This window comes from Rhodococcus sp. GQ147 (genome assembly GCF_059759155.1).
On record NZ_JCAXDU010000012.1, the window covers coordinates 78,537 to 100,871 of the forward strand.

At 73.1% G+C, this 22,335-nt stretch carries 1 protein-coding gene; it reads left to right on the forward strand.

Annotated elements, in window-relative coordinates; genetic code table 11:
* Positions 1-253 precede the first annotated feature (253 nt).
* Positions 254-22,303 (forward strand): non-ribosomal peptide synthase/polyketide synthase, encoded by a 22,050-nt coding sequence (locus AC6CID_RS15160; protein WP_498354172.1) that lies wholly within the window; start codon positions 254-256, stop codon positions 22,301-22,303.
* The last annotated feature ends 32 nt before the right edge of the window (positions 22,304-22,335 follow it).

Genomic DNA, 22,335 nt, shown 5'->3' on the forward strand with positions numbered 1-22,335 from the left:
CCGGTCCTGTCGCGGCACGGGCACGGCCTCCGGGGCGCATCGGCGGGTGGTGGTGCGGTCGTCGCCGCAATCCGGTCGTACCGGTCGCACAGGTGGTCTAGCTTGTTGTGTGGTCCCGGTCACACGGGATCACACGATCGAACGGGGGTCCGATCGCGGCGCCGCACGCCCAGCGGCACCGGGGTCGGCCCCTGCACGCGATGTCGGGGGACACACGCCGATCACGGCCAACAACATCGCTTTCGGAGGGGACATGTCGCTGCGACACCGTCGTCCGCAGATACCGGCCGGCGCTTTCCCGCTGTCGTCCGCGCAACGGGCCATCTGGTTCGCGCAGCAGCTCGCACCCGAGGTACCCGTGTGCATCGCGCAGTATGTGGATCTGCGCGGCGCCCCGGACCTGGATCTGCTGCGTCGCTGCGGATATCGCGCCGGTGCCGAGTTCCGGTCCGCCTATCTGCGGGTCGTCGACGTCGACGGTGAACCCGTCCAGTACGTCGACCCCACCGTCGAGGACCGCAACGGGATCCCGCTGCTCGACTTCCGCGGCGAACCCGACCCGATGGCCGCGGCGCACGAGTGGATGACCGCCGACTACTCCACCCCGGTGGACCTGGCGAACGACCTGCTGGTGAACATGACGATCCTGCAGGTCGCCGACGACCGGTTCCTCTGGTACGCCCGCATCCACCACGTCGCCCTCGACGGATTCGCGGCGATGACCATGGTCAACCGCATCGCCGCCCTCTACACCGCGGAGATCGACGGCCGCGAGCCGGAACCGTCGAAAGCCGCCGACCTGCGCGCCCTGTACGACTGGGACCGCGAGTACCGCACCTCCGAGCGCTACCGCACCGACCGCGACTACTGGATCGAGCGGGTCGCCGGACTCGAGGACGGCTCGACTCTGGCGCAACGCGACGCCCCCACCGCGGCGGTGTCGCTGCTGTCGAGCCACACCCTCCCCGACGACCTCGTCGACGCGCTGACCGCGGTCGACGACGAACCGGGACTGTCCTCGACGGCGGCGGTCATCGCGGCGTTCGCGTGCTATCTGGCGCGGATGACCGGCCGCGACGACGTGATGATCAACCTGCCGGTCTTCGCCCGCACCACCGCCATGGCCCGCCGCTCCGGCGGCATGCTCGTCAACACCGCGCCGCTGCACATCTTTCTCGAACCGGACGACACCCGCACCGACCTGGTGCGGCGGGTGCAGCTCGAACTCACCGGGGCGCTGCGCCACCAGCGATTCAGCCTCGAGGACATCCGCCGCGAGACCGGCGCCGCCGGCGACCCGTACCGCTATGCCGGGCCGATGGTCAACGTCATGCTGTTCCGGCAGGAGATCGTGCTCGGCGACATCCGCGGCGAGTTCCACATCATGACCTCCGGTCCCGTCGAGGACCTGCTGGTCAACATCTATCAGAGCGGCGACCCGGCCCGGACCTTCCTCGACTTCCGCGGCAACCCGCACCGCTACGACGAGGACGAACTCCGTGCCCACCACGACCGGTTCGTCGAACTGCTCGACGATTTCCTGCGCAGCGCCCCCGACCGCGCGGTCGCCGTGATCCATCCGGCCAGCGTGACCCTGGGCGAGCAGCGCCGCCGCGCCGCCGCCGACGCCGGTTTCTGGCGGCAGCAGCTCGCCGACGCCGCCGAACGCCTCGAACTGCCCCGCCCCGTCACCGCCCCCGCCGACGACACCCCCGCCGACGTCGAGGACCGCCTGGCGGTCACGGCCGCGGCGCTCGCCGCGCGTTTCGCCACCACCGAGGGCGACGCCCCGGACACCACCGTCGCCGCCGTGCTGCACGCCGCCACGGCGGCTCTCATCGCCCGGCTCACCGGTCACGACGACGTCCTCGTCGGCGTGGCCCGCGACGGGCGGGTGCTGCCGCTGCGCGTCGAGCTGGACCCGGCCGAGCCCTTCGCCGAGCTGGTGCGGCGCGTGCGCACCCTCGGCGCCGATCTCGCCGCCCACGCCGAGGTCGACCCGGCCGTGCTCGCCGGCCTCGCCCCCGCCTGCCCGGTGGTGCTCACCCTCGACGACCCGACCTCCGCCCCCGCGGACGCGGTGCTACGCGTGACGATCGACACCACCGGCACCGCCCTGCAGGTCCGCACCGGCTACCGGCCCGACCGGGTGGACGCGCACACCGCCACCACCACCGGCCGGCGACTCGGCCGCGCCCTGACCGCGGTGCTCACCGACCCGCACCTGCCCATCGGGGATCTGCCGTTCGTCGGCAGCGACGACGTCGCCGGTCTGGTCCCGGCGCACGGCGACCCGGCCCGCTCCGCGCAGACCCTGCCGGAGATCCTGTGCGCGGTCGCCGCGGTGGTGCCGGACACCGAGGCGGTGGTGTGCGAGGACCGGCGCATGACCTACGGCGAACTCGACGCCTGGTCCAACCGGCTCGCCCGCGTCCTCATCGACGCCGGCGCCGGACCGGAGACCTTCGTCGCGGTCGGCATCACCCGCTCCCTCGAATCGGTGGCGGTGATCTGGGCGATCGCCAAGTCCGGGGCCGCCTTCGTGCCCGTCGACCCGAAGTATCCGGCCGAACGCATCGAGTACATGCTCACCGACTCCGGGGCGATCCTGGGCCTGACCACCGCCGCGCACCGCGACGAGCTGCCCGACACGGTGCCCTGGCTCGTCCTCGATCCGGATCTCGACGCGCGGATCGCGCAGGCGAGCGATGAGCCGGTCACCGACGACGACCGGCCGGCCACCCTGCTGTTCGACCATCCCGCCTACCTGATCTACACCTCCGGCTCCACCGGCCGCCCCAAGGGTGTGGTGGTGCCGCACCGCGGCCTGGCGAACCTGTCGGCGACCCTGCACACCCGCCTGGCCCCACCCCCGGCGGCCCGGGTCTCGCACTTCTCCTCGCCGAGCTTCGACGCGTCGATCTTCGAGTACATGACCGCCTTCGCCATCGGCGCGACCCTCGTGGTGGTGCCCGCCCACATCTACGGCGGCGACGAACTGGCGGCGCTGCTGCGCCGCGAACAGGTCACCCACCTGTTCTCCACCCCGGCCGCGCTGGCGTCGGTGGACCCGACCGGCGTCGAATGCGAGGCGGTCACCGTCGCGGGCGAGGCGTGCCCACCGGAACTGGTGGCGCGCTGGGCACCCGGCCGCCGGATGTACAACGCGTACGGGCCCACCGAGACCACCATCGTCTGCAATATCACCGACATGCTGGTGCCGGGGGAGACCGTCACCATCGGCCACCCGGTGTGCGGTATCGACGAGCTGATCCTCGACGGCCGGTTGCACCCGGTGCCGGTCGGGATCGCCGGGGAGCTGTACATCGCCGGGCCGGGCGTCACCCGCGGCTATCACGACCGGCCGGGCCTGACCGCCACCCGTTTCGTCGCCGACCCCTTCGGCCCTCCCGGCTCGCGCATGTACCGCACCGGTGACGTCACCCGCTGGCGCATCCGCGACCCGCACCGTCCCGCCCGCTCGGTGACCGTCGAATATCTCGGCCGCTCCGACTTCCAGGTCAAGATCCGCGGGTTCCGCATCGAACTCGGCGAGATCGACGCCGCCCTCAGCGACCGCCCCGACGTCGCCTTCGCCGTCACCCTGGGCCGCGCCGCGCCCTCCGGGGAACAGATGCTCGTGTCCTATGTGCTGCCCGATGCCGGCTGCACCCTCGACCCGGAGCAGCTGTCCGCGGCGCTCGCGGCGCGGTTGCCCGCCCACATGGTGCCCGCCGCGATCATGGTGCTCGACGAGATCCCGCTGACCGCCGTCGGCAAACTCGACCGCACGGCACTGCCCGAGCCGGTCTTCGGCGGCGCCGGTGGGGCGGCGGCGATGTCGCCCACCGAGACCGCGTTGGCCGCGATCTTCGCCGACCAGCTCGGCGTCGCCGAGGTCGGTGCCGACGACAGCTTCTTCGAGCTCGGCGGCAACTCGCTGGTCGCCACCCGGGTGATCTCCCGCATCAACGACGCCTTCGGCACCGATCTGGGGGTGCGGTCGCTGTTCGAGGCCCCCACCGTGCGGGCGCTGGCGGCGAACCTGCCCGCCGGTGACGACGTCGACCGGCCCGCCCCGGCGCCGGTGCTGCCGCGCCCGGACCGCATCCCGGTCTCCGCCGCCCAGCAACGCCTGTGGTTCGTCGACCAGCTCGACCCGTCCTCGGCCGCCTACAACATCCCGATCGCGCTGCGGCTGCGCGGCGCCCTCGACCACGCGGCGCTGGTCGCGGCGACCCGCGATGTGCTCGACCGGCACGAGGCGCTGCGCACCGTCTACCCGGCCACCCCGGCCGGGCCGATCCAGCAGGTGCTGCCCGTCGACGCGCTCGCCCTGGATCTGACCCCCACGGTCACGGACGATCTCGACGCGGACGTCGCGGCGGTGGTCGCGGCCGGTTTCGACGTCACCGTCGACCCGCCGCTGCGGATGCGGCTGTTCCGCGTCGCCGGCGACGAGCACGTGCTCGCCGTGGTGGTGCACCACATCGCCGCCGACGGCGCGTCGCTGGCACCGCTGTCCCGGGATCTGGTCACCGCCTACGCCGCCCGCGCCGCGGGCACCGCCCCGGACTGGGCGCCGCTGCCGCTGCAGTACGCCGACTACACCCTGTGGTTCGCGGATCTGCTCGGCGACGTCGACGACCCGACCTCCCGCGCCGCCCGGCAACTCGAGTACTGGCGCGAGATCCTCACCGGCGCCCCCGACCTGCTGGCGCTGCCCACCGACCGGCCGCGCCCACCGCAGCAGTCCTTCCGCGGCGCGAGCGTCGACGTCGAGATCGCCCCGGAGCTGTACGGGCGGATCCGGCAGCTCGCCCACGCCCACACCGCCACCGAGTTCATGGTCGTGCACGCCGCCCTGGCGGTGCTGCTGGCCCGCCTGTCCGGCGGCGACGACATCGTCGTCGGCACCCCCGTCGCCGGGCGCAGCCACCGCCACCTCGACGACCTGGTCGGCATGTTCGTCAACACCGTCGCGCTGCGCACCGCCGTACCCGCCGACCTGTCCTTCGCAGACTTCCTCGCCGCGGTGCGCGACACCGACCTGGCGGCCTTCGCGCACACCGACCTGCCGTTCGACCGGCTCGTCGACGCCGTGGTGCCCGCCCGCTCGGCGGCCTACTCGCCGCTGTTCCAGGTGATGCTCGCCTTCTCCGACACCACCGCCGCGCACCTGACCCTGCCCGGCCTGGACGTCGACATCGCCGAAATCGACACGCACACCACCAAATTCGACCTGCATCTGCAGCTCGGCGCGGTCGCCGACGGCGACGGCCGCACCCACGCACTGCGCGGCGCGCTGTCCTACGCCACCGACCTGTTCGATCCCGCCACCGCCGCCGCGATCGGGCAGCGCCTCGTGGGGCTGCTCGAGACGGTCACCGCGGATCCGGCGGTGCCGGTCGGCGACGTGGAGCTGCTCACCGCCGACGAACGCCGCACCGTTCTCGACACGTGGAACGCCACCACCGCCGACACCGGACCCGCCACCACCCTCGGGGAACTGGTCGCCGCGCAGGTCGCCGCGACCCCGCACGCCCCGGCCGTCACCGTCGACGGCCGCACCCTCGGCTACGCCGAATTCGACGCGGTCACCAACCGGCTCGCGCGGCGGTTGCTGCGCGCCGGCGCCGGACCGGACCGGGTGATCGCCCTCGCCGCGCCGCGGTCGCTGGATCTGCTCGTCGGCATGTACGCGATCGTCAAGAGCGGTGCCGCCTACCTGCCGCTGGATCCGGAGCATCCCGCCGAGCGGCTGCGCTACGTCCTCGACACCGCCGCCCCGCGCGCGGTGCTCACCACCAGCGATGTCGCCGACGCCCTGCCCGACACCGGCGCCGAGGTGCTGCGCATCGACCGCCTCGACCTCGCCGACGAATCCCCGGCGGCCCTCACCTCGGCGGATCGACCGGAGCCGACCGGCGCGCATCTCGCCTACGTGATCTTCACCTCCGGCTCCACCGGCCGCCCCAAGGGGGTGGCGGTGCCGCACGCCGCGATCGTCAACCGGTTGCGCTGGATGCAGCACACCTATCCGCTGACCGCCGACGACACGGTGGTGCAGAAGACCCCCGCCACCTTCGACGTGTCGGTGTGGGAGTTCTTCTGGCCGCTGCAGGTCGGGGCGCGGCTGGCCGTCGCCGCCCCCGGCGGGCACCGCGATCCCGGTTACCTGCTGCGGCTGTTCGCCGAGGAGCGGGTCACCGTGGCGCATTTCGTGCCGTCGATGCTCGCGGTGTTCGTCGACGCCCTGCACGGCCGCGACCGGGAGCCGCTCGCGCTGCGGCACGTGTTCGCGTCGGGGGAGGCGCTGCCCGCCGAGACCGCCGCCGCGCTGCGGGAGGCGCTGCCGCACACCGCCCTGCACAATCTGTACGGGCCCACCGAGGCCGCGGTGGACGTCACCGCCTGGACCACCACCGACACCGATGCCGGGTCGGTGCCGATCGGGTTGCCGGTGTGGAACACCCGCGCCTACGTGCTCGACGCGCGGCTGCATCCGGTGCCCGCCGGCGCCGCCGGCGAGTTGTATCTGGCCGGGATCCAGCTCGCCCGCGGCTATCTCGACCGCCCGGGACTGAGCGCCGACCGGTTCGTCGCCGACCCGTTCGGGGCGCCGGGGGAGCGGATGTACCGCACCGGGGATCTGGCCACCCGCCGCGCCGACGGTGCCCTGATGTACTTGGGGCGCACCGACTTCCAGGTCAAGATCCGCGGTCTGCGCATCGAGCTCGGGGAGATCGAGCAGGTGTTGCGCGCCCGCGAGGAGATCGGACAGGCGGTGGTGCTCGTCCACCACGGCGCCGACGACCGGCTCACCGGCTATCTCGTGCCCACCCCGGGCCGCAGCATCGACACCGCCGCGGTCACCGCCGATCTCGCCGCGCACCTGCCGGATTACATGGTGCCCGCCGCCCTCGTCGTCCTCGACGCGCTGCCGGTCGGCCCCAACGGCAAACTCGACCGCAACGCGCTGCCCGCTCCGCCGGCACCGACCGCCGCCGGTGGCTACCGGGCGCCGCGCACCCCCACCGAACAGCTCGTCGCCACCGTCTTCGCCGACCTGCTCGGCGTCGACCGGGTCGGCGCCGACGACCACTTCCTCGACCTCGGCGGCACCTCCCTGCTCGCGATGCGCGCCGCCGCCCGGCTCGCCGCGGACACCGGCGGTGAGCTCGGCATCCGGGAGATCTTCGATCATCCGGTCGTCGCCGATCTCGCCGCGCATCTCGACCAGCCCGACCGCACCGGCGCCGGGCGCGGCGCCCCGGTGGCCGGGCCGCGCCCCGACCCGGTCCCGCTGTCCCCGGCGCAGCAGCGGATGTGGTTCATCAACCAGTTCGACACCACCTCCCCGGCCTACAACATCGCCGTCGCGCTGCGCCTGAGCGGCAGGCTCGATCAGGCCGCGCTGCAGCACGCCATCGGCGACGTCGTCGCCCGGCACGAATCGCTGCGCACCCGCTATCCGCTCACCGACGACGGGCCCGTGCAGGTCGTGGTGCCCACCGGCGCCGCCGTCCCCGATCTGGTGATGCTCACCGTCGACGACGGCACCGACCTCGACAGCGAGCTCACCCCGATCCTCGCGGCCGGATTCGATGTGGCCACCGAGATCCCCACCCGCATCCGGGTGCTCGCCCTGGCCGAGGACGAGCACGTGCTCGTGCTCGTCGCCCACCACATCGCCGCCGACGGTTTCTCCATGGGGCCGCTGGCCCGCGACGTCATCGCCGCCTACAGCGCCCGCCACGCCGGGCAGACCCCGCAGTGGACCCCGCTGCCGGTGCAGTACGTCGACTACACCCTCTGGCAGCACCGGGTGCTCGGCGACGACACCGACCCGACCTCCCTGGCCGCCGAACAGCTCCGGTTCTGGCGCGCAACCCTCGCCGGCGCCCCGGAACTGCTCGAACTGCCCTTGGATCGGCCCCGCCCGGTGCAGCCGTCGCGGCGCGGCGCCCGCATCCCGTTCACCCTCGACGCCGCCGCGCACCGCCGGCTGCTCGACCTCGCCCGCGCCCACGACGCGTCGGTGTTCATGCTGGTGCACGCCGCACTGACGGTACTGCTCGCCCGCCTGTCCGGCAGCGACGACATCGTCGTCGGCACCCCCGTCGCCGGGCGCGGCCACCGGGCCCTCGACGACCTGGTCGGCATGTTCGTCAACACCGTGGTGCTGCGCGCCCGCGTCGACGACGACGAGCCGTTCACCGCGCTGCTCGACCGCATCCGCACCGGCGACCTGACCGCCTTCGGGCACACCGAGGTGCCCTTCGAGCGGCTCGTCGAGGTCCTCGACCCGCCCCGCTCGACCGCCTACACCCCGCTGTTCCAGGTGCTGCTCGAATTCCAGGACACCGAACGCCCCGAGATCGAACTGCCCGACCTGTCGGTGCGGGTGATCGACCTCGACCCGACGCTGGCGCTGTTCGACCTGCAGCTGTCCATCGCCGAGACCACCGACGCCGACGGCCCCGCCGGCATCCGCGCGTCGTTCACCTACGCCACCGACCTGTTCGACCCCGCCACCGTCGCCTCGTTCGCCGACCGGTTCGTGCGCATCGTCGAGGCGATCACCGACACCCCCGACATCGCGGTCGGCAACATCGACATCGTCACCGACCGGGAACTGGCCGACCTGACCCCGGCGCGGGGCCTGCCACCGGTCTCACCGCAACTGTGGCCGGAACTGCTCACCTCGATCGCCGCGATCCTGCCCGACGCGGTCGCCCTGCGCTTCGCCGACCGGCAGATCACCTACGCCGAACTCGACGCCTGGTCCACCCGCGTGGCGCGGCTGCTCGTCGACGAGCACCGGATCGGCCCGGAAACCGTCGTCGCGCTCGCGCTGACCCGCTCGCTCGAATCGGTCGCGGTGGTGTGGGCGGTCACCAAGACCGGCGCGGCGTTCGTGCCCGTCGACCCCGCCTACCCACCGGAGCGGGTGAGCTACATGCTCACCGACAGCGCTGCCGCCCTCGGCATCACCACCGCCGCGCACCGCGACGCGCTGCCGGTGCAGGTGCCGTGGCTGGTGCTCGACGACGACGCCGTCGCCGCCCGGATCGCCGCGACGAGCGACGCACCCATCACCGACGCCGACCGCACCGCCGCGCTGCACTTCGACCACCCGGCCTACCTGATCTACACCTCCGGCTCCACCGGCCGCCCCAAGGGCGTGGTGGTCACCCACCGCGGCATGACCAACCTCAACGCCGAGGTGCGCAGCCACTTCACCATCACCCACCAGGCTCGCGTCTCGCACCTGGCGTCGCCGAGCTTCGACGCGTCGATCTTCGAGTTCACCAAGGCGTTCTGCGCCGGCGCCACCCTGGTGATCGTGCCGCCGGACATCTACGGCGGCGACGAACTCGCCCGGCTGCTGCGCGAGGAGAAGGTCACCCACGCCTTCATCACCCCCACCGCGCTCGCCTCCCTCGACCCCACCGGACTCGACGACCTCGAGGTCCTCGTCGTCGCCGGCGAGGCCTGCCCACCGGAACTGGTGGCGCGCTGGGCACCGGGACGGCGCATGTTCAACGGCTACGGCCCGTCCGAGGCCACCATCGAGACCAGCGTCAGCCCGCAACTGCGGCCCGGGCACACCGTCACCATCGGCGGGCCCGCCGTCGGCTTCCACCAGACCGTCCTCGACGACCGGCTGCGGCCCGTCCCCGTCGGGGTGGCCGGCGAGCTGTACATCGCCGGGCCGGGCGTGGCCCGCGGCTACCATCGCCGCCCCGACCTCACGGCCGCCCGGTTCGTCGCCGACCCCTACGGCACCCCCGGCGAACGCATGTACCGCACCGGGGATGTGGTGCGCTGGCGGCACGACGGCACCGTCGAATATCTGGGCCGCTCCGACTTCCAGGTCAAGGTGCGCGGCTTCCGCATCGAACTCGGCGAGATCGACGCCGCGCTCACCGCCCACGACGCGATCGCCTTCGCCCACACCATCGGGCACCCCGCACCCAGCGGCGACACCGTGCTCGTGTCCTACATACTGCCCGACACCACCGACACCACCGCCACGCAGATCGATCCGCGGGCACTGCGCGCCTGGGCCGCGGCGCGGCTGCCCGGTCACATGGTGCCCGCCGCGGTGGTGGTGCTCGACGAGCTGCCGCTGACCCCGGTCGGCAAACTCGACCGCCGCGCCCTGCCGGTGCCGGACCTGACACGGCTCGGCGGCGACTACCGTCCCCCGAGCACCGACCTCGAGGCAACCGTCGCCGAGATCGTCGCCGAGGTCCTCGGGCACCCGCAGGTCTCCGTCGACGACAACTTCTTCGATCTCGGCGGCAACTCGCTGATCGCCACCCGCGTCGTCGCCCGCCTCAACGCCGCGCTCGGCACCGACGCCGGGGTCCGCGCCCTGTTCGAGGCGCCCACAGTGCGGGCGCTCGCCGCGCGGATCCTCGACGATCACGGTGGGCACGGACGGGTGCCGCTGGTCGCCGCCGACCGGCCCGAACGGTTGCCGCTGTCCCCGGCCCAGCAACGCATGTGGTTCGTCAACCAGTTCGACACCACCTCCGCCGCCTACAACATTCCGCTCGCCATCCGCCTGTCCGGCCGCCTCGACGTCGCGGCACTGACCGGAGCGGTGCGCGACGTGCTCGACCGGCACGAGAGCCTGCGCACCTGGTATCCCGGCGACGAACAGGGCCCGCGCCAGGTCGTCGTCGACACCGACCGGGTGCTGCCGGCGCTCACGGCGCGGCCGGTCACCGGCGACGACCTGCCCACCGACCTCGCCGACTTCATCGGTGCCGGTTTCGACGTGGCCGCGGCGGTGCCGGTGCGGCTACGGCTGTGGCGCCTGAACGAGCACGCCCATGTCCTGGCGGTGGTGGTGCACCACATCGCCGCGGACGGCTCGTCGATGGCGCCGCTGGCCCGCGACCTGATGCTCGCCTACACCGCCCGCACCGGCGGGACGGACCCGGATCGGTCGCCGCTGCCGGTGCAGTACGCCGACTACGCCCTGTGGCAGCGCCGGCTGCTCGGCGACCCGGACGACCCGACCTCCCTCGCCGCCGCGCAGCTGCGGTTCTGGCGCGACACCCTCGCCGACGCCCCCGAACTGCTGCCGCTGCCCACCGACCGGCCGCGCCCCACCCAGCGCAGCTTCCACGGCGCCCTGCACCGCTTCACCGTGCCCGCCGACGTGCAGCGGCGCCTCGAGGCGCTGGCCGCCGAGCACGACACCACCGTGTTCATGGCCGTGCACGCAGCGTTCGCGGCGCTGCTGGCCCGCCTGACCGGCACATCCGACATCGTCATCGGCTCCCCGGTCGCCGGTCGCGGCCACCGCGCCCTCGACGACCTGGTCGGCATGTTCGTCAACACCGTGGTGTTGCGCACCCCCGTCGACGGGGCGCTGTCGTTCACCGACCACCTGCACCGCACCCGCGAGATCGACCTCGCGGCCTTCGGGCACACCGAGCTGCCCTTCGAGACCCTCGTCGACGTGCTCGCCCCGGCCCGCGAGACCGACCGGTCCCCGCTGTTCCAGGTGGTGCTCGAATACGGCAACACCGAACGGGCCCACCTGGTGCTGCCCGAACTCGAGGTCGACGCCCTCGACCCGGAGCTGCCCGTCGCCAAGTTCGACCTGCAACTGACCCTGCAGGATCCAGACCCGACCGGAACAGGGGAGAGCGACGGAATGCCCGCGGCGTTCACCTACGCCACCGACCTGTTCGATCCCGACACCGTCGCCTCCTTCGCGCAGCGGCTGGTGCGGCTGCTCGACGCGGTCACCGCCGACCCGCACCGCCCCATCGGCGACGTCGACCTGCTCACCGACGACGAACGTCCCACCGCCCCGGCGCCGCTGCGCCCGGCCACGGCGAGCGTGCTCGGCTCCGCCTCGGCGTCGCTGCTCGATCTGTACGCCCGCGGCGCCGGACTCGACCCGGCGGCGATCGCGGTCACCGCCCCCGACGGGACGCTGCGCTACGACGAGCTCACCGACCGGGTGCAGCGCCTGGCGCGGCTGCTCGTCGAGCACGGCGCCGGACCCGACCGGCTCGTCGCCGTCGCCCTGCCGCGCGGCACCGACCTGATCGTCGCGCTGCTCGCCGTATTGCACAGCGGCGCCGCCTATCTGCCCATCGACGTGGCGTTCCCCCCGGACCGGCTCGCGTACATGTTCGACGACGCGGCCCCGGTGTGCCTGCTCACCACCGCCGACCACGCCACCGCTCTGCCCCCGCACTCCCCGCCGATCGTGGACCTGCACGACCCGGCCGTGCGCACCCGCCTCGACGAGATGCCCAGCGGCGGTGACGGATTGCCACGCGTGCACCCGGAGGCGGCGGCGTACGTCATCTACACCTCCGGCTCCACCGGCCGCCCCAAGGGCGTGATGGTCCCGCACCGCACCGTCGTCACCCTGCTCACCGACACCACCGAGATGTTCGGTTTCGACGCCTCCGATGTGTGGACACTGTTCCACTCCTACGCCTTCGACTTCTCGGTGTGGGAACTGTGGGGCGCCCTCGCCCACGGTGGCCGGCTCGTCGTCGTCGACTACCACACCGCCCGTAACCCGCAGGAATTCCTGGCACTGCTGCGCCGCGAACGGGTCACCGTGCTCAACCAGACCCCGACGGCCTTCTACCAGCTCATCGACGCCGACCGCGCCGCCGGCACCGACCTGCCGGCGCTGCGCCGGGTGATCTTCGGTGGGGAAGCCCTCGACTTCGGGCAGCTCGACCGCTGGTACCGGCGCCACGACGACACCGCCCCGACGCTGGTGAACATGTACGGCATCACCGAGACCACCGTGCACGTCACCGCCCGCACCATCACCCGCGAACTCGCTGCCACCGCCGCGGCAAGCCTGATCGGCCCACCGTTGCCGTCGCTGCGCCTGCACATCCTCGACAACCGGCTGCATCCGGTGCCCACCGGGGTGATCGGCGAACTGTACGTCTCCGGCGCCCAGCTCTCCCGCGGCTACCTGCACCGCCCCGATCCGACCGCCACCCGGTTCGTCGCCGACCCGCACGGCGCCCCCGGCGACCGGATCTACCGCACCGGGGACCTGGCGCGCCGCACCCGCGACGGCGAGATCGAATATCTCGGCCGCGCCGACTTCCAGGTGCAGCTGCGCGGTTTCCGCATCGAGCTCGGCGAGATCGAAGCGGCGCTGCTGCGCGCCCCCGGTGTCGGCCGCGCCGTGGTCGTCGTCCACACCGACCCGGCCTCCGGTACCGACCGGCTCGTCGGCTACGCGGTACCCGAACCCGGCCACGACCTCGACGTCGACGTGGTGCTCGAGCATGCCGCCGGGGAACTCGCCGCGTACATGCTGCCGTCCACCCTGATGGTGCTCGACACGCTGCCGGTCACCGCAACCGGCAAACTCGACCGGCGCGCGCTGCCCGCCCCCGACTTCGCCGCCCGCACCACCGTCTCCCGCGCCCCCGCGCGCGGCCACGAAACGGTGCTGGTGGAACTGTTCGCGCAGGTCCTCGGTCTGCCGACGGTGGGGGTGGACGATTCGTTCTTCGCCCTGGGCGGCGATTCGATCATGTCCATCCAGCTGGTCTCCCGCGCGAAGGCTGCCGGCCTGGACCTGACTCCGCGCGAAGTGTTCGAACACAAGACCCCCGCCGCGCTCGCCGCCGTCGTCGGCACCGCCACCCCCACCGAAACCCTCGCGGAGCTGCCCGGCGGTGGGGTCGGGGACATGCCGCTACCGCCGATCGCGCACTGGATGCTCGACCGCGGCGGCAGCATCGGCCGCTACTCGCAGGCGCTGCTGCTGCGCCTGCCCACCGGCCTGGACGCGGCGACGCTGCGGGCGATCGTCACCGCGGTCCTCGACCGGCACGACATGCTGCGCGTGCACCTGCACGCGGTGCCGGACGTCCCCGGCGGGCACGTCCTGCACGTGCCCGCCCCGGGCAGCGTCGACGTCGACACCGTCATCCACCGGGTGCCGGTGACCAGCGCCGCGGACAGCGACGACTTCTTCGCCCTGGCCGCCGCCGAACTCGACGCCGCCGCCGACCGACTCGACCCGCACAGCGGGCGGGTGGTGCAGCTGGTGTGGTTCGACGCCACCAGCGGCGCCGGCCGACTGCTCATCGTCATCCACCATCTCGCCGTCGACGGGGTGTCCTGGCGCATCCTCGTCCCCGACCTGGCCGCCGCGTGGGCGGCCGCCGCGGCCGACGGTGCCACGAGTGGTGCGCTGCTGCCCCTCCACACCGGCACCAGCGTGCGCCGCTGGGCCCACGCCCTGCGTGACGCCGCCCCCACCCGCCGCACCGAACTCGACTTCTGGCGCGCCACGCTCGACGGACCGAACCCGCCGCTCGGGCACCGCCCCTTCGATCCGGTCCGCGACACCAACGCCACCGTCATCACCGTCGCCACCGAACTGCCCACCTCCGTCACCGAGGCGCTGCTCACCGCCGTGCCCAACGCCTTCCACGGCGCCGTCGACCACGGCCTGCTCACCGCACTCGCCCTCGCGGTGGCGGCGTGGCGCCGCGACCGCGGCCACCACCCGGCCCAGCTGCTGCTCAACCTCGAAGGGCACGGCCGCGACAGCAATGCCGCCGCCGGCGCCGACCTGTCCGGCACCGTCGGCTGGTTCACCACCATCCACCCGCTGCGCCTGGACCTGACCGGCATCGACCTCGACGACGCGCTCGCCGCCGGCCCGGCCGCCGGTCGCGCCGTCAAGACCGTCAAGGAACACCTCGCCGCCGTCCCCGACCACGGCACCGGCTTCGGGCTGCTGCGCTATCTCGACCCCGACACCGCCACCGAACTCGCGAACGCACCGACGCCGCAGGTCAGCTTCAACTATCTCGGCCGCCCCACCGCCGGGGTCACCGACACCGACACCCCCTGGCTGCCCATCGACGGCTTCCCCCACGGCGGGGCACAGAGCCCGGACATGCCCGCCGCCGCGGTGCTCGACATCAACGCCGTCACCACCGACACCCCCACCGGGCCGGTACTCGAGGTGCACTGGTCGTACCCGGCCGGGCTGCTCGACGACACCGACGTCACCGCCCTCGCGCACCACTTCGCCACCGCCGCCACCGCACTGACCCGGCACACCCGCAGCCCGCACGCCGGTGGCCTGACCCCCTCGGATCTGCCGCTGGTGCGACTGCACCAGGACGTCATCGAACGCCTCGAGCAACGCTACGGGCCCCTGGACACCGTGTGGCCGACCGCGCCGCTGCAGACCGGGCTGCTCTTCCACGCCCTGCTCGCCGGGGACCGCCCCGACGCCTACATCGTGCAGCTCGTCCTCGACCTGCGCGGCGAGGTCGACGCGAGCCGGATGCGCCGCTCCCTGCAACTGCTGCTCGACCGGCATCCGGCGCTGCGCGCAGCGTTCCCCGCCGCCGGCGACGGACACGTCCAGGTCATCCCCACCCACGTGGAAGTGCCGTTCACCGTCGCCGACACCAGCGACGACCCCGACCCGGACGACGCCGCCGCGCAACTGCTCGCCCTCGATCGACGCACCCGCTTCGACACCGAGACCACGCCGCTGCTGCGCGCGACCGTCGTGCACACCGGCCCGGGCCGGCACCTGCTGGCGTTGACGAACCACCACCTGCTGCTCGACGGCTGGTCCACCCCGGTGCTGATCCGGGAACTGCTGATGCTCTACGCCACCGACGCGGACCAGCGGGCACTGCCCCCGGCGCCGCACTACGGCAGCTACCTCACCTGGCTCGCCGACCGCGACCCGGAAGCCTCCCTCGACGCCTACCGCCGCGCCCTCGCGGGGGTGGACGAACCGACCCTGCTCGCCCCGCAGCACCGTCCCGGCACCACCGCCGGGATCTCCGAGGACCTCGACCTCGACCTGGACACCGCTCTGTCGGTGCGGCTGCACGACACCGCCACCGCCCGCGGCGTCACCGTCAACACCCTCGTGCAGACCGCCTGGGGTGTGGTGCTCGGCGCCCTCACCGGCCGCACCGACGTGGTGTTCGGGGCGACCGTCTCCGGGCGGCCACCGCAGATCCCCGGCATCGAGGCGATGGTCGGGTTGTTCATCAACACCGTCCCGGTGCGCATCACCGTGCGGCCCGACGACACCGTCGGTGCGCTCGTCGACCGGGTGCAGGCCGAACAGGTCGCCCTGCTCGATCACCACCATCTCGACCTGGGCACCCTCGACCGGCACCTCGGGGCCGCCGTGCGATTCGACACCCTCACCGTCTTCGAGTCGTACCCGGTCGAACGCGCCGGTCTCGACCGCGACACCGACCTCGGCGGCATGCGGGTCGCCGACATCACCGGCCGCGACGCCGCGCACTACCCGCTGTCGGTGGTCGTGCACACCGACACCGCGGTGCACCTGCGCATGAAATACCTGCCGGAGGTCTTCGACCGCGACGCCGTCGCCGCGATCGCCGCGCGCATCACCGCTGTGCTCGACGCACTCACCGGCGACCCGGCCGCCCCGATCACCGCGCTGCCGGCACTCACCGCCACCGAGCAGGACGCGCTGCTGCCGGTGCACGGCCCGGCCGGGGGCAGCGACGTCGCCCTGCCGCAACTGCTCGCCGCGACCGCCGCCGCACACCCGGACCGGCCGGCCCTGCGCGAGGGGGAGCGGGTGCTCACCTACCGCGAACTCGACGAACGCTCCACCCGGCTGGCGCGGGTGCTGCTGCGCCGCGGCGCCGGACCGGAGACCTTCGTCGCCCTCGGCATCGCCCGCTCCGTCGAGTCGGTGACCGCGATGTGGGCGATCACCAAGACCGGGGCGGCGTTCGTGCCCGTCGACCCGCGCTATCCGGCCGAACGCGTCGCATTCATGCTCGACGACTGCGGCGCCACCGTCGGCGTGACCACCACCGCACACCGCGACCGGCTCCCGGACACGGTGCCGTGGCTGCTGCTCGACGACCTCGACCGCGACGCCGCGGGCGAGGACACCACCACGATCGACGACACCGACCGCCCCGTCGCGCTGCGGCTCGATCATCCCGCCTACCTGATCTACACCTCCGGCTCGACCGGCCGCCCCAAGGGTGTGATCACCACCCACCGCAGCCTGGACAACTTCGCCCGCGACCAGCGCAGCCGCTTCGGTGCCGGACCCGGCGCGCGGGTCATGCACGTCTCGTCGCCGAGCTTCGACGCGTCGATCTTCGAATACCTCCTGGCGTTCGGGTCCGGCGCCGAACTGGTGATCGTGCCCCCGCACATCGTCGGCGGCGCCGAACTCGGCGCGCTGCTGCGCGAGCAGCGGGTCACCCACGGGTTCATCACCCCCGCCGCGCTCGCCTCCCTCGACCCGGCGGATCCGACCGACCTCACCGATCTCGCGGTCGGTGGGGAGGCGTGGCCGGCGGACCTGCAGGCCACCTGGGCGCCCGGGCGGCGTCTCGTCGACGCCTACGGGCCCACCGAGACCACTATCATGGCCGCGATCAGCGACCCCCTGGGCGCCGACGACCCACTGACCCTCGGCGGTCCGCTGCGCGGGGTGCACGCCGTCGTCCTCGACACCGCGCTGCGACCCGTGCCGTTCGGTGCCGTCGGTGAGCTGTACCTGGCCGGCTGGGGCCTGGCCCGCGGCTATCACGCCCGGCCCGCGCTGACCGCCGCCCGGTTCGTCGCCGACCCCTACGGCGCCCCCGGCGAACGCATGTACCGCACCGGGGACCTGGTGCGCTGGGTCGGTGACCTCGACCGGCGGGATCTGCGCATCGAATACGTCGGCCGCAGCGACTTCCAGATCAAGATCCGCGGCTTCCGCGTCGAACTCGGCGAGATCGACGCCGTGCTCGCCGCCCACCCGGCCGTCGGATTCGCCGCCACCGTCGCGCACCGCGCCCCGAGCGGAGAGACGGTCCTCGTCGCCCACCTGCACCCCGCACCCGGCGCCGACATCGACCACGCCGCAGTGAAATACCATGTCTCCGAGCATCTCCCGGCGCACATGGTGCCCACCGTCATCAGCGTGCTCGACGAGATCCCGCTGACCCCCGTCGGTAAACTCGACCGCGCCGCCCTGCCCGCACCGAACCTGACCGCCGGCACCGGCGACCGTCCGGCACCCACCGACCCGCTCGAGTCGCTCGTCGCCGACGAACTCGCCGACGTGCTCGGCCTCGACCGACTCGGCGTCGACGACAACTTCTTCGACCTCGGCGGTAACTCACTGCTCGCCACCCGCGCCGTCGCCCGCCTCGGCGACCGGCTCGGCCGACCCGTGCCGGTGCGCGCCCTGTTCGAAGCCCCCACCGTCGCCGCACTCGCCGCACACCTCGACCACCGGCCCACCACCGAGGTCGAGGAACCCACCGCCGACACCACCTCCGGCCCGATCGCCGGACCGCGCCCCGAGCACATCCCGCTCTCCCCGGCGCAGCAACGACTGTGGTTCATCAACCAGTTCGATCCGACCTCCGCCGCCTACAACATCCCCCTGGCGATCCGGTTGTCCGGGCATCTGTCCCCGGCCGCGCTCGGCGCCGCCCTGCACGACGTGCTGGCCCGGCACGAGAGCCTGCGCACCATCTACCCGGCGTCGGCGGCCGGACCGCACCAGCGGATCCTCGCCGCCGCCGACGCCCCGCTGCCGCTGGACGTGGTGCCCGCCGGAGAGGACACCGTGCACACCGCCATCGCCGACTTCCTCGGCGCCGGATTCGACGTCACCGTCGACATCCCGGTGCGGGCACGGGTGTTCTCCTTCGGCCGCGACGACCATCTCGCCGTGCTTGTCGTACACCACATCGCCGCCGACGGCGGCTCCACCGGCCCGCTGGCCCGCGACCTGATGATCGCCTACGCCGCCCGCAGCCGCGGCGAGACCCCGGCGTTCGGACCGCTGCCGGTGCAGTACGCCGACTACACCCTGTGGCAACTCGACCGGCTCGGCGACCCGGACGACCCCGGCACCCTCGCCGCCGACCAGACCACCTACTGGCAGCAGCGCCTCGCGGGGCTGCCGGAGGTGCTGCCGCTGCCCACCGACCGGCCCCGGCCGCCGCAGCAGTCCTTCCGCGGCGACATCACCCGCTTCACCGTCGACGCCGATCTGCTCGCCCGGCTGCAGCAGCTCGCCGCCGTCCGGCACAGCACCGTGTTCATGACCGTGCACGCGGCGTTCGCGGTGCTGCTCGCCCGCCTGTCGGGCAGCGACGACATCGCCGTCGGCTCGCCGGTCGCCGGTCGCGGACACCGCGCCCTCGACGATCTGGTGGGCATGTTCGTCAACACCGTCGTGCTGCGCACCGCGGTGCCCGCGCAAGCGTCGTTCACCGAGCTGCTCACCGCCGTCACCGACAGCGACCTCGATGCCTTCGCGCACGCCGACCTGCCCTTCGACCGGGTCGTCGACGCGCTCGCCCCGACCCGCTCGACCGCACACTCACCGCTGTTCCAGGTCTCCATCGAATTCCACACCGCCGAACTGCCCGCGGTGGAACTGCCGCACCTGAGCGTGCAGGGCGTCGCCCTCGACCCGACGGTGTGCAACTTCGACCTCGAACTGCTCGTCGGGGAGAACGCCGAAGGTGGCCTCGACGCCGCCTTCGTCTACGCCACCGACCTGTTCGACGCCGAGACGGTGCGTGGCTTCGCCGACCGGTTCACCCGGCTGCTGCACGCGATCGCCGCCGACCCGCACCGTCCCGTCGGCGATCTCGACCTGCTCACCACCGCAGAACACACCGCGCTGGTGCCCGCCATCGGACCGCAGGCCGAACCGGCGGTGCTGTGGCCGCACCTGCTCGACACCGCCGTTGCCACCGCCCCGGACGCGGTCGCGGTCATCGACGACGACCGGCAGGTCACCTACCGCGAACTCGACGCCCGCGCGCACCGGCTCGCGCGGCGCCTGCTCGACCGCGGCGCCGGACCCGAACAGGTGATCGCCCTGGCGATCCCGCGCTCGCTCGAATCGGTCACCGCGGTGTGGGCGACGGTGCGCAGCGGCGCGGCATTCGTGCCGGTCGACCCCACCTATCCGGCCGACCGCATCGCCTTCATGCTCGACGACAGTGCCGCGCGCATCGGCATCACCGTCGCCGCGCACCGCGACGCGCTGCCCGACGAGGTGGACTGGCTCGTCCTCGACGACCTCGACCTCACCGCCGGGCCGCTCGCACCGATCGACGACGCAGACCGGCCGACGGTGCTGCGCCCGGATCATCCGGCCTACCTGATCTACACCTCCGGCTCCACCGGCCGCCCCAAGGGCGTGGCGGTCACCCACCGCGGCCTGGCCTCCCTCGCCCGGGAGGAACGCGACCGTCTGCAGGTCACCGCCGCGGCCCGGGTGTCGCATCTGGCGTCGCCGAGCTTCGACGCGTCGATCTTCGAGCAGATAATGGCGCTGTGCGCCGCGGCGACGCTGGTGATCGTGCCGCCGCACGTCTACGGCGGCGACGAGCTCGCCGCGGTGCTGCGCGCACAGCGGGTCAGCCACGCCTTCATCACCCCCACCGCGCTGGCCTCGCTCGACCCGCACACCGTCCCCGAACTGCACACCCTGCTCGTCGCCGGCGAAGCACTCCCACCGGAGCTGGTGGCACGCTGGGCGCCGTCGCGGCGGGTGATCGACGCCTACGGTCCCACCGAGGCGACGATCATGACCTCCCTCGGCGAGCCGCTCACCGTCGGCGAACCCGTCACCATCGGCACCCCCAGCCGCGGTTTCCACGCCCTGGTCCTCGACGGGCGGCTGCAACCCGTCCCGGTCGGGGTGGCCGGGGAACTATATGTCGCCGGGCCGGGTCTGGCCCGCGGCTACCACGACCGGCCCGCGCTGACCGCCGCCCGGTTCGTGCCCGATCCCACCGGCACGGGGGAGCGGATGTACCGCACGGGGGATCTGGTGCGGTGGACCACCGATCATCGCCTCGACTACGTCGGCCGCACCGACTTCCAGGTCAAGATCCGCGGCTTCCGCGTCGAACTCGGCGAGATCGACGCCACGCTGACCGCGCACCCGCAGGTGGTCTTCGCCCACACCCTCGGCCACACCGCCCCGTCCGGGCAGACCGTGCCGGTGTCCTACCTCCGCCTCGCCCCTGATACCGACATCACCGCCGCCGAGGTGAAAACGTTCATCGCGCAGCATCTTCCGCCGCACATGGTGCCGGCGGTGATCACCGTGCTCGACGACATCCCGCTCACCCCGGCCGGCAAACTCGACCGCGCCGCGCTGCCCGCCCCGGATTTCACCGCCCCGGTCGGGGACTACCGGGCGCCGCGCACCGACCTCGAAAAGCTCGTCACCGACCTGTTCGCCGAGCATCTCGGCCTCGACCGGGTCGGTGTCGACGACGACTTCTTCGACCTCGGCGGCACCTCGCTGCTGGCGACCCGGTTGCTACCGGCGCTCGGGGAACGACTCGGGCGGCGGGTGCCGATCGCGTCGATCTTCACCCATCCGACCCCGGCAGAACTCGCCGCACACCTGAGCAGCGGCGAGTCCGAGGAGAGCAACGGCATCGACGAGGCGTTCCGGGTGCTCGTGCCGCTGCGCCCCGGCACCGGCACCGCGCTGTTCTGCATCCATCCCGCCGCGGGGCTGGCCTGGCCGTACAGCGCCCTCGCGCACCGCCTCGACGACGACCGGCCGGTCTACGGTCTGCAGTTGCCGGCCCTGTCCGGTGGTCCGCGGCACGACACCATCACCGCGCTGGCCCGCCACTACGTGCGGGAGATCCGCCGGGTGCAGCCGCACGGCCCATATCACCTGCTGGGCTGGTCGCTCGGCGGGGTGGTCGCGCACGCCGTCGCCGTCGAACTGCGCCGCGACGGGGAGATCGTCGACACCCTCGCCCTGCTCGACAGCCACCTGATGGTCGGGGCGTCCCCGGCCGTCGGCACCCGCGACATGCTGCGCGATCTCGGGCTTCCCGTCGACGACGGTGAGCCGAGTTTCGAACACGCCGCCGCGGTGCTCGACGAGGCGTTCGGGGGCGGCACCGGCCTGACCGCCGCCCACCTCGAACGGCTGCACGCCGGGTCGACCGACACCGCCCGCGCCGCGCGGCGGCACGAACCGGACACCTTCGACGGGGACGCGTTGTTCTTCACCGCGGCCCGCTCGGAGACCCCGGTCCCGGCGGTGGCGGCCTGGCACAACGTGATCGCCGGCGAGATCCACCAGTACCGGCTCGACTGCGATCACCACGAGATGGTGAGTGCCCGGGCGGTGGAGACGATCGTCGCGGTGCTCTCGGCGCGGCTGACCGAGAGCGACGCGGCGCTGCGCCGGTGGGGACGAGTCGCGGTGCAGGTCGCCGGACGCAACGGGGACCGCCGGAACTGACCTCGACGCATCCGCTCACCGGGCCCGGATCT

Bases quoted from the DNA above. Each gene is read 5' to 3' on its own strand.
- AC6CID_RS15160 (WP_498354172.1), top strand. From the start codon at position 254: ATGTCGCTGCGACACCGTCGTCCGCAGATACCGGCCGGCGCTTTCCCG.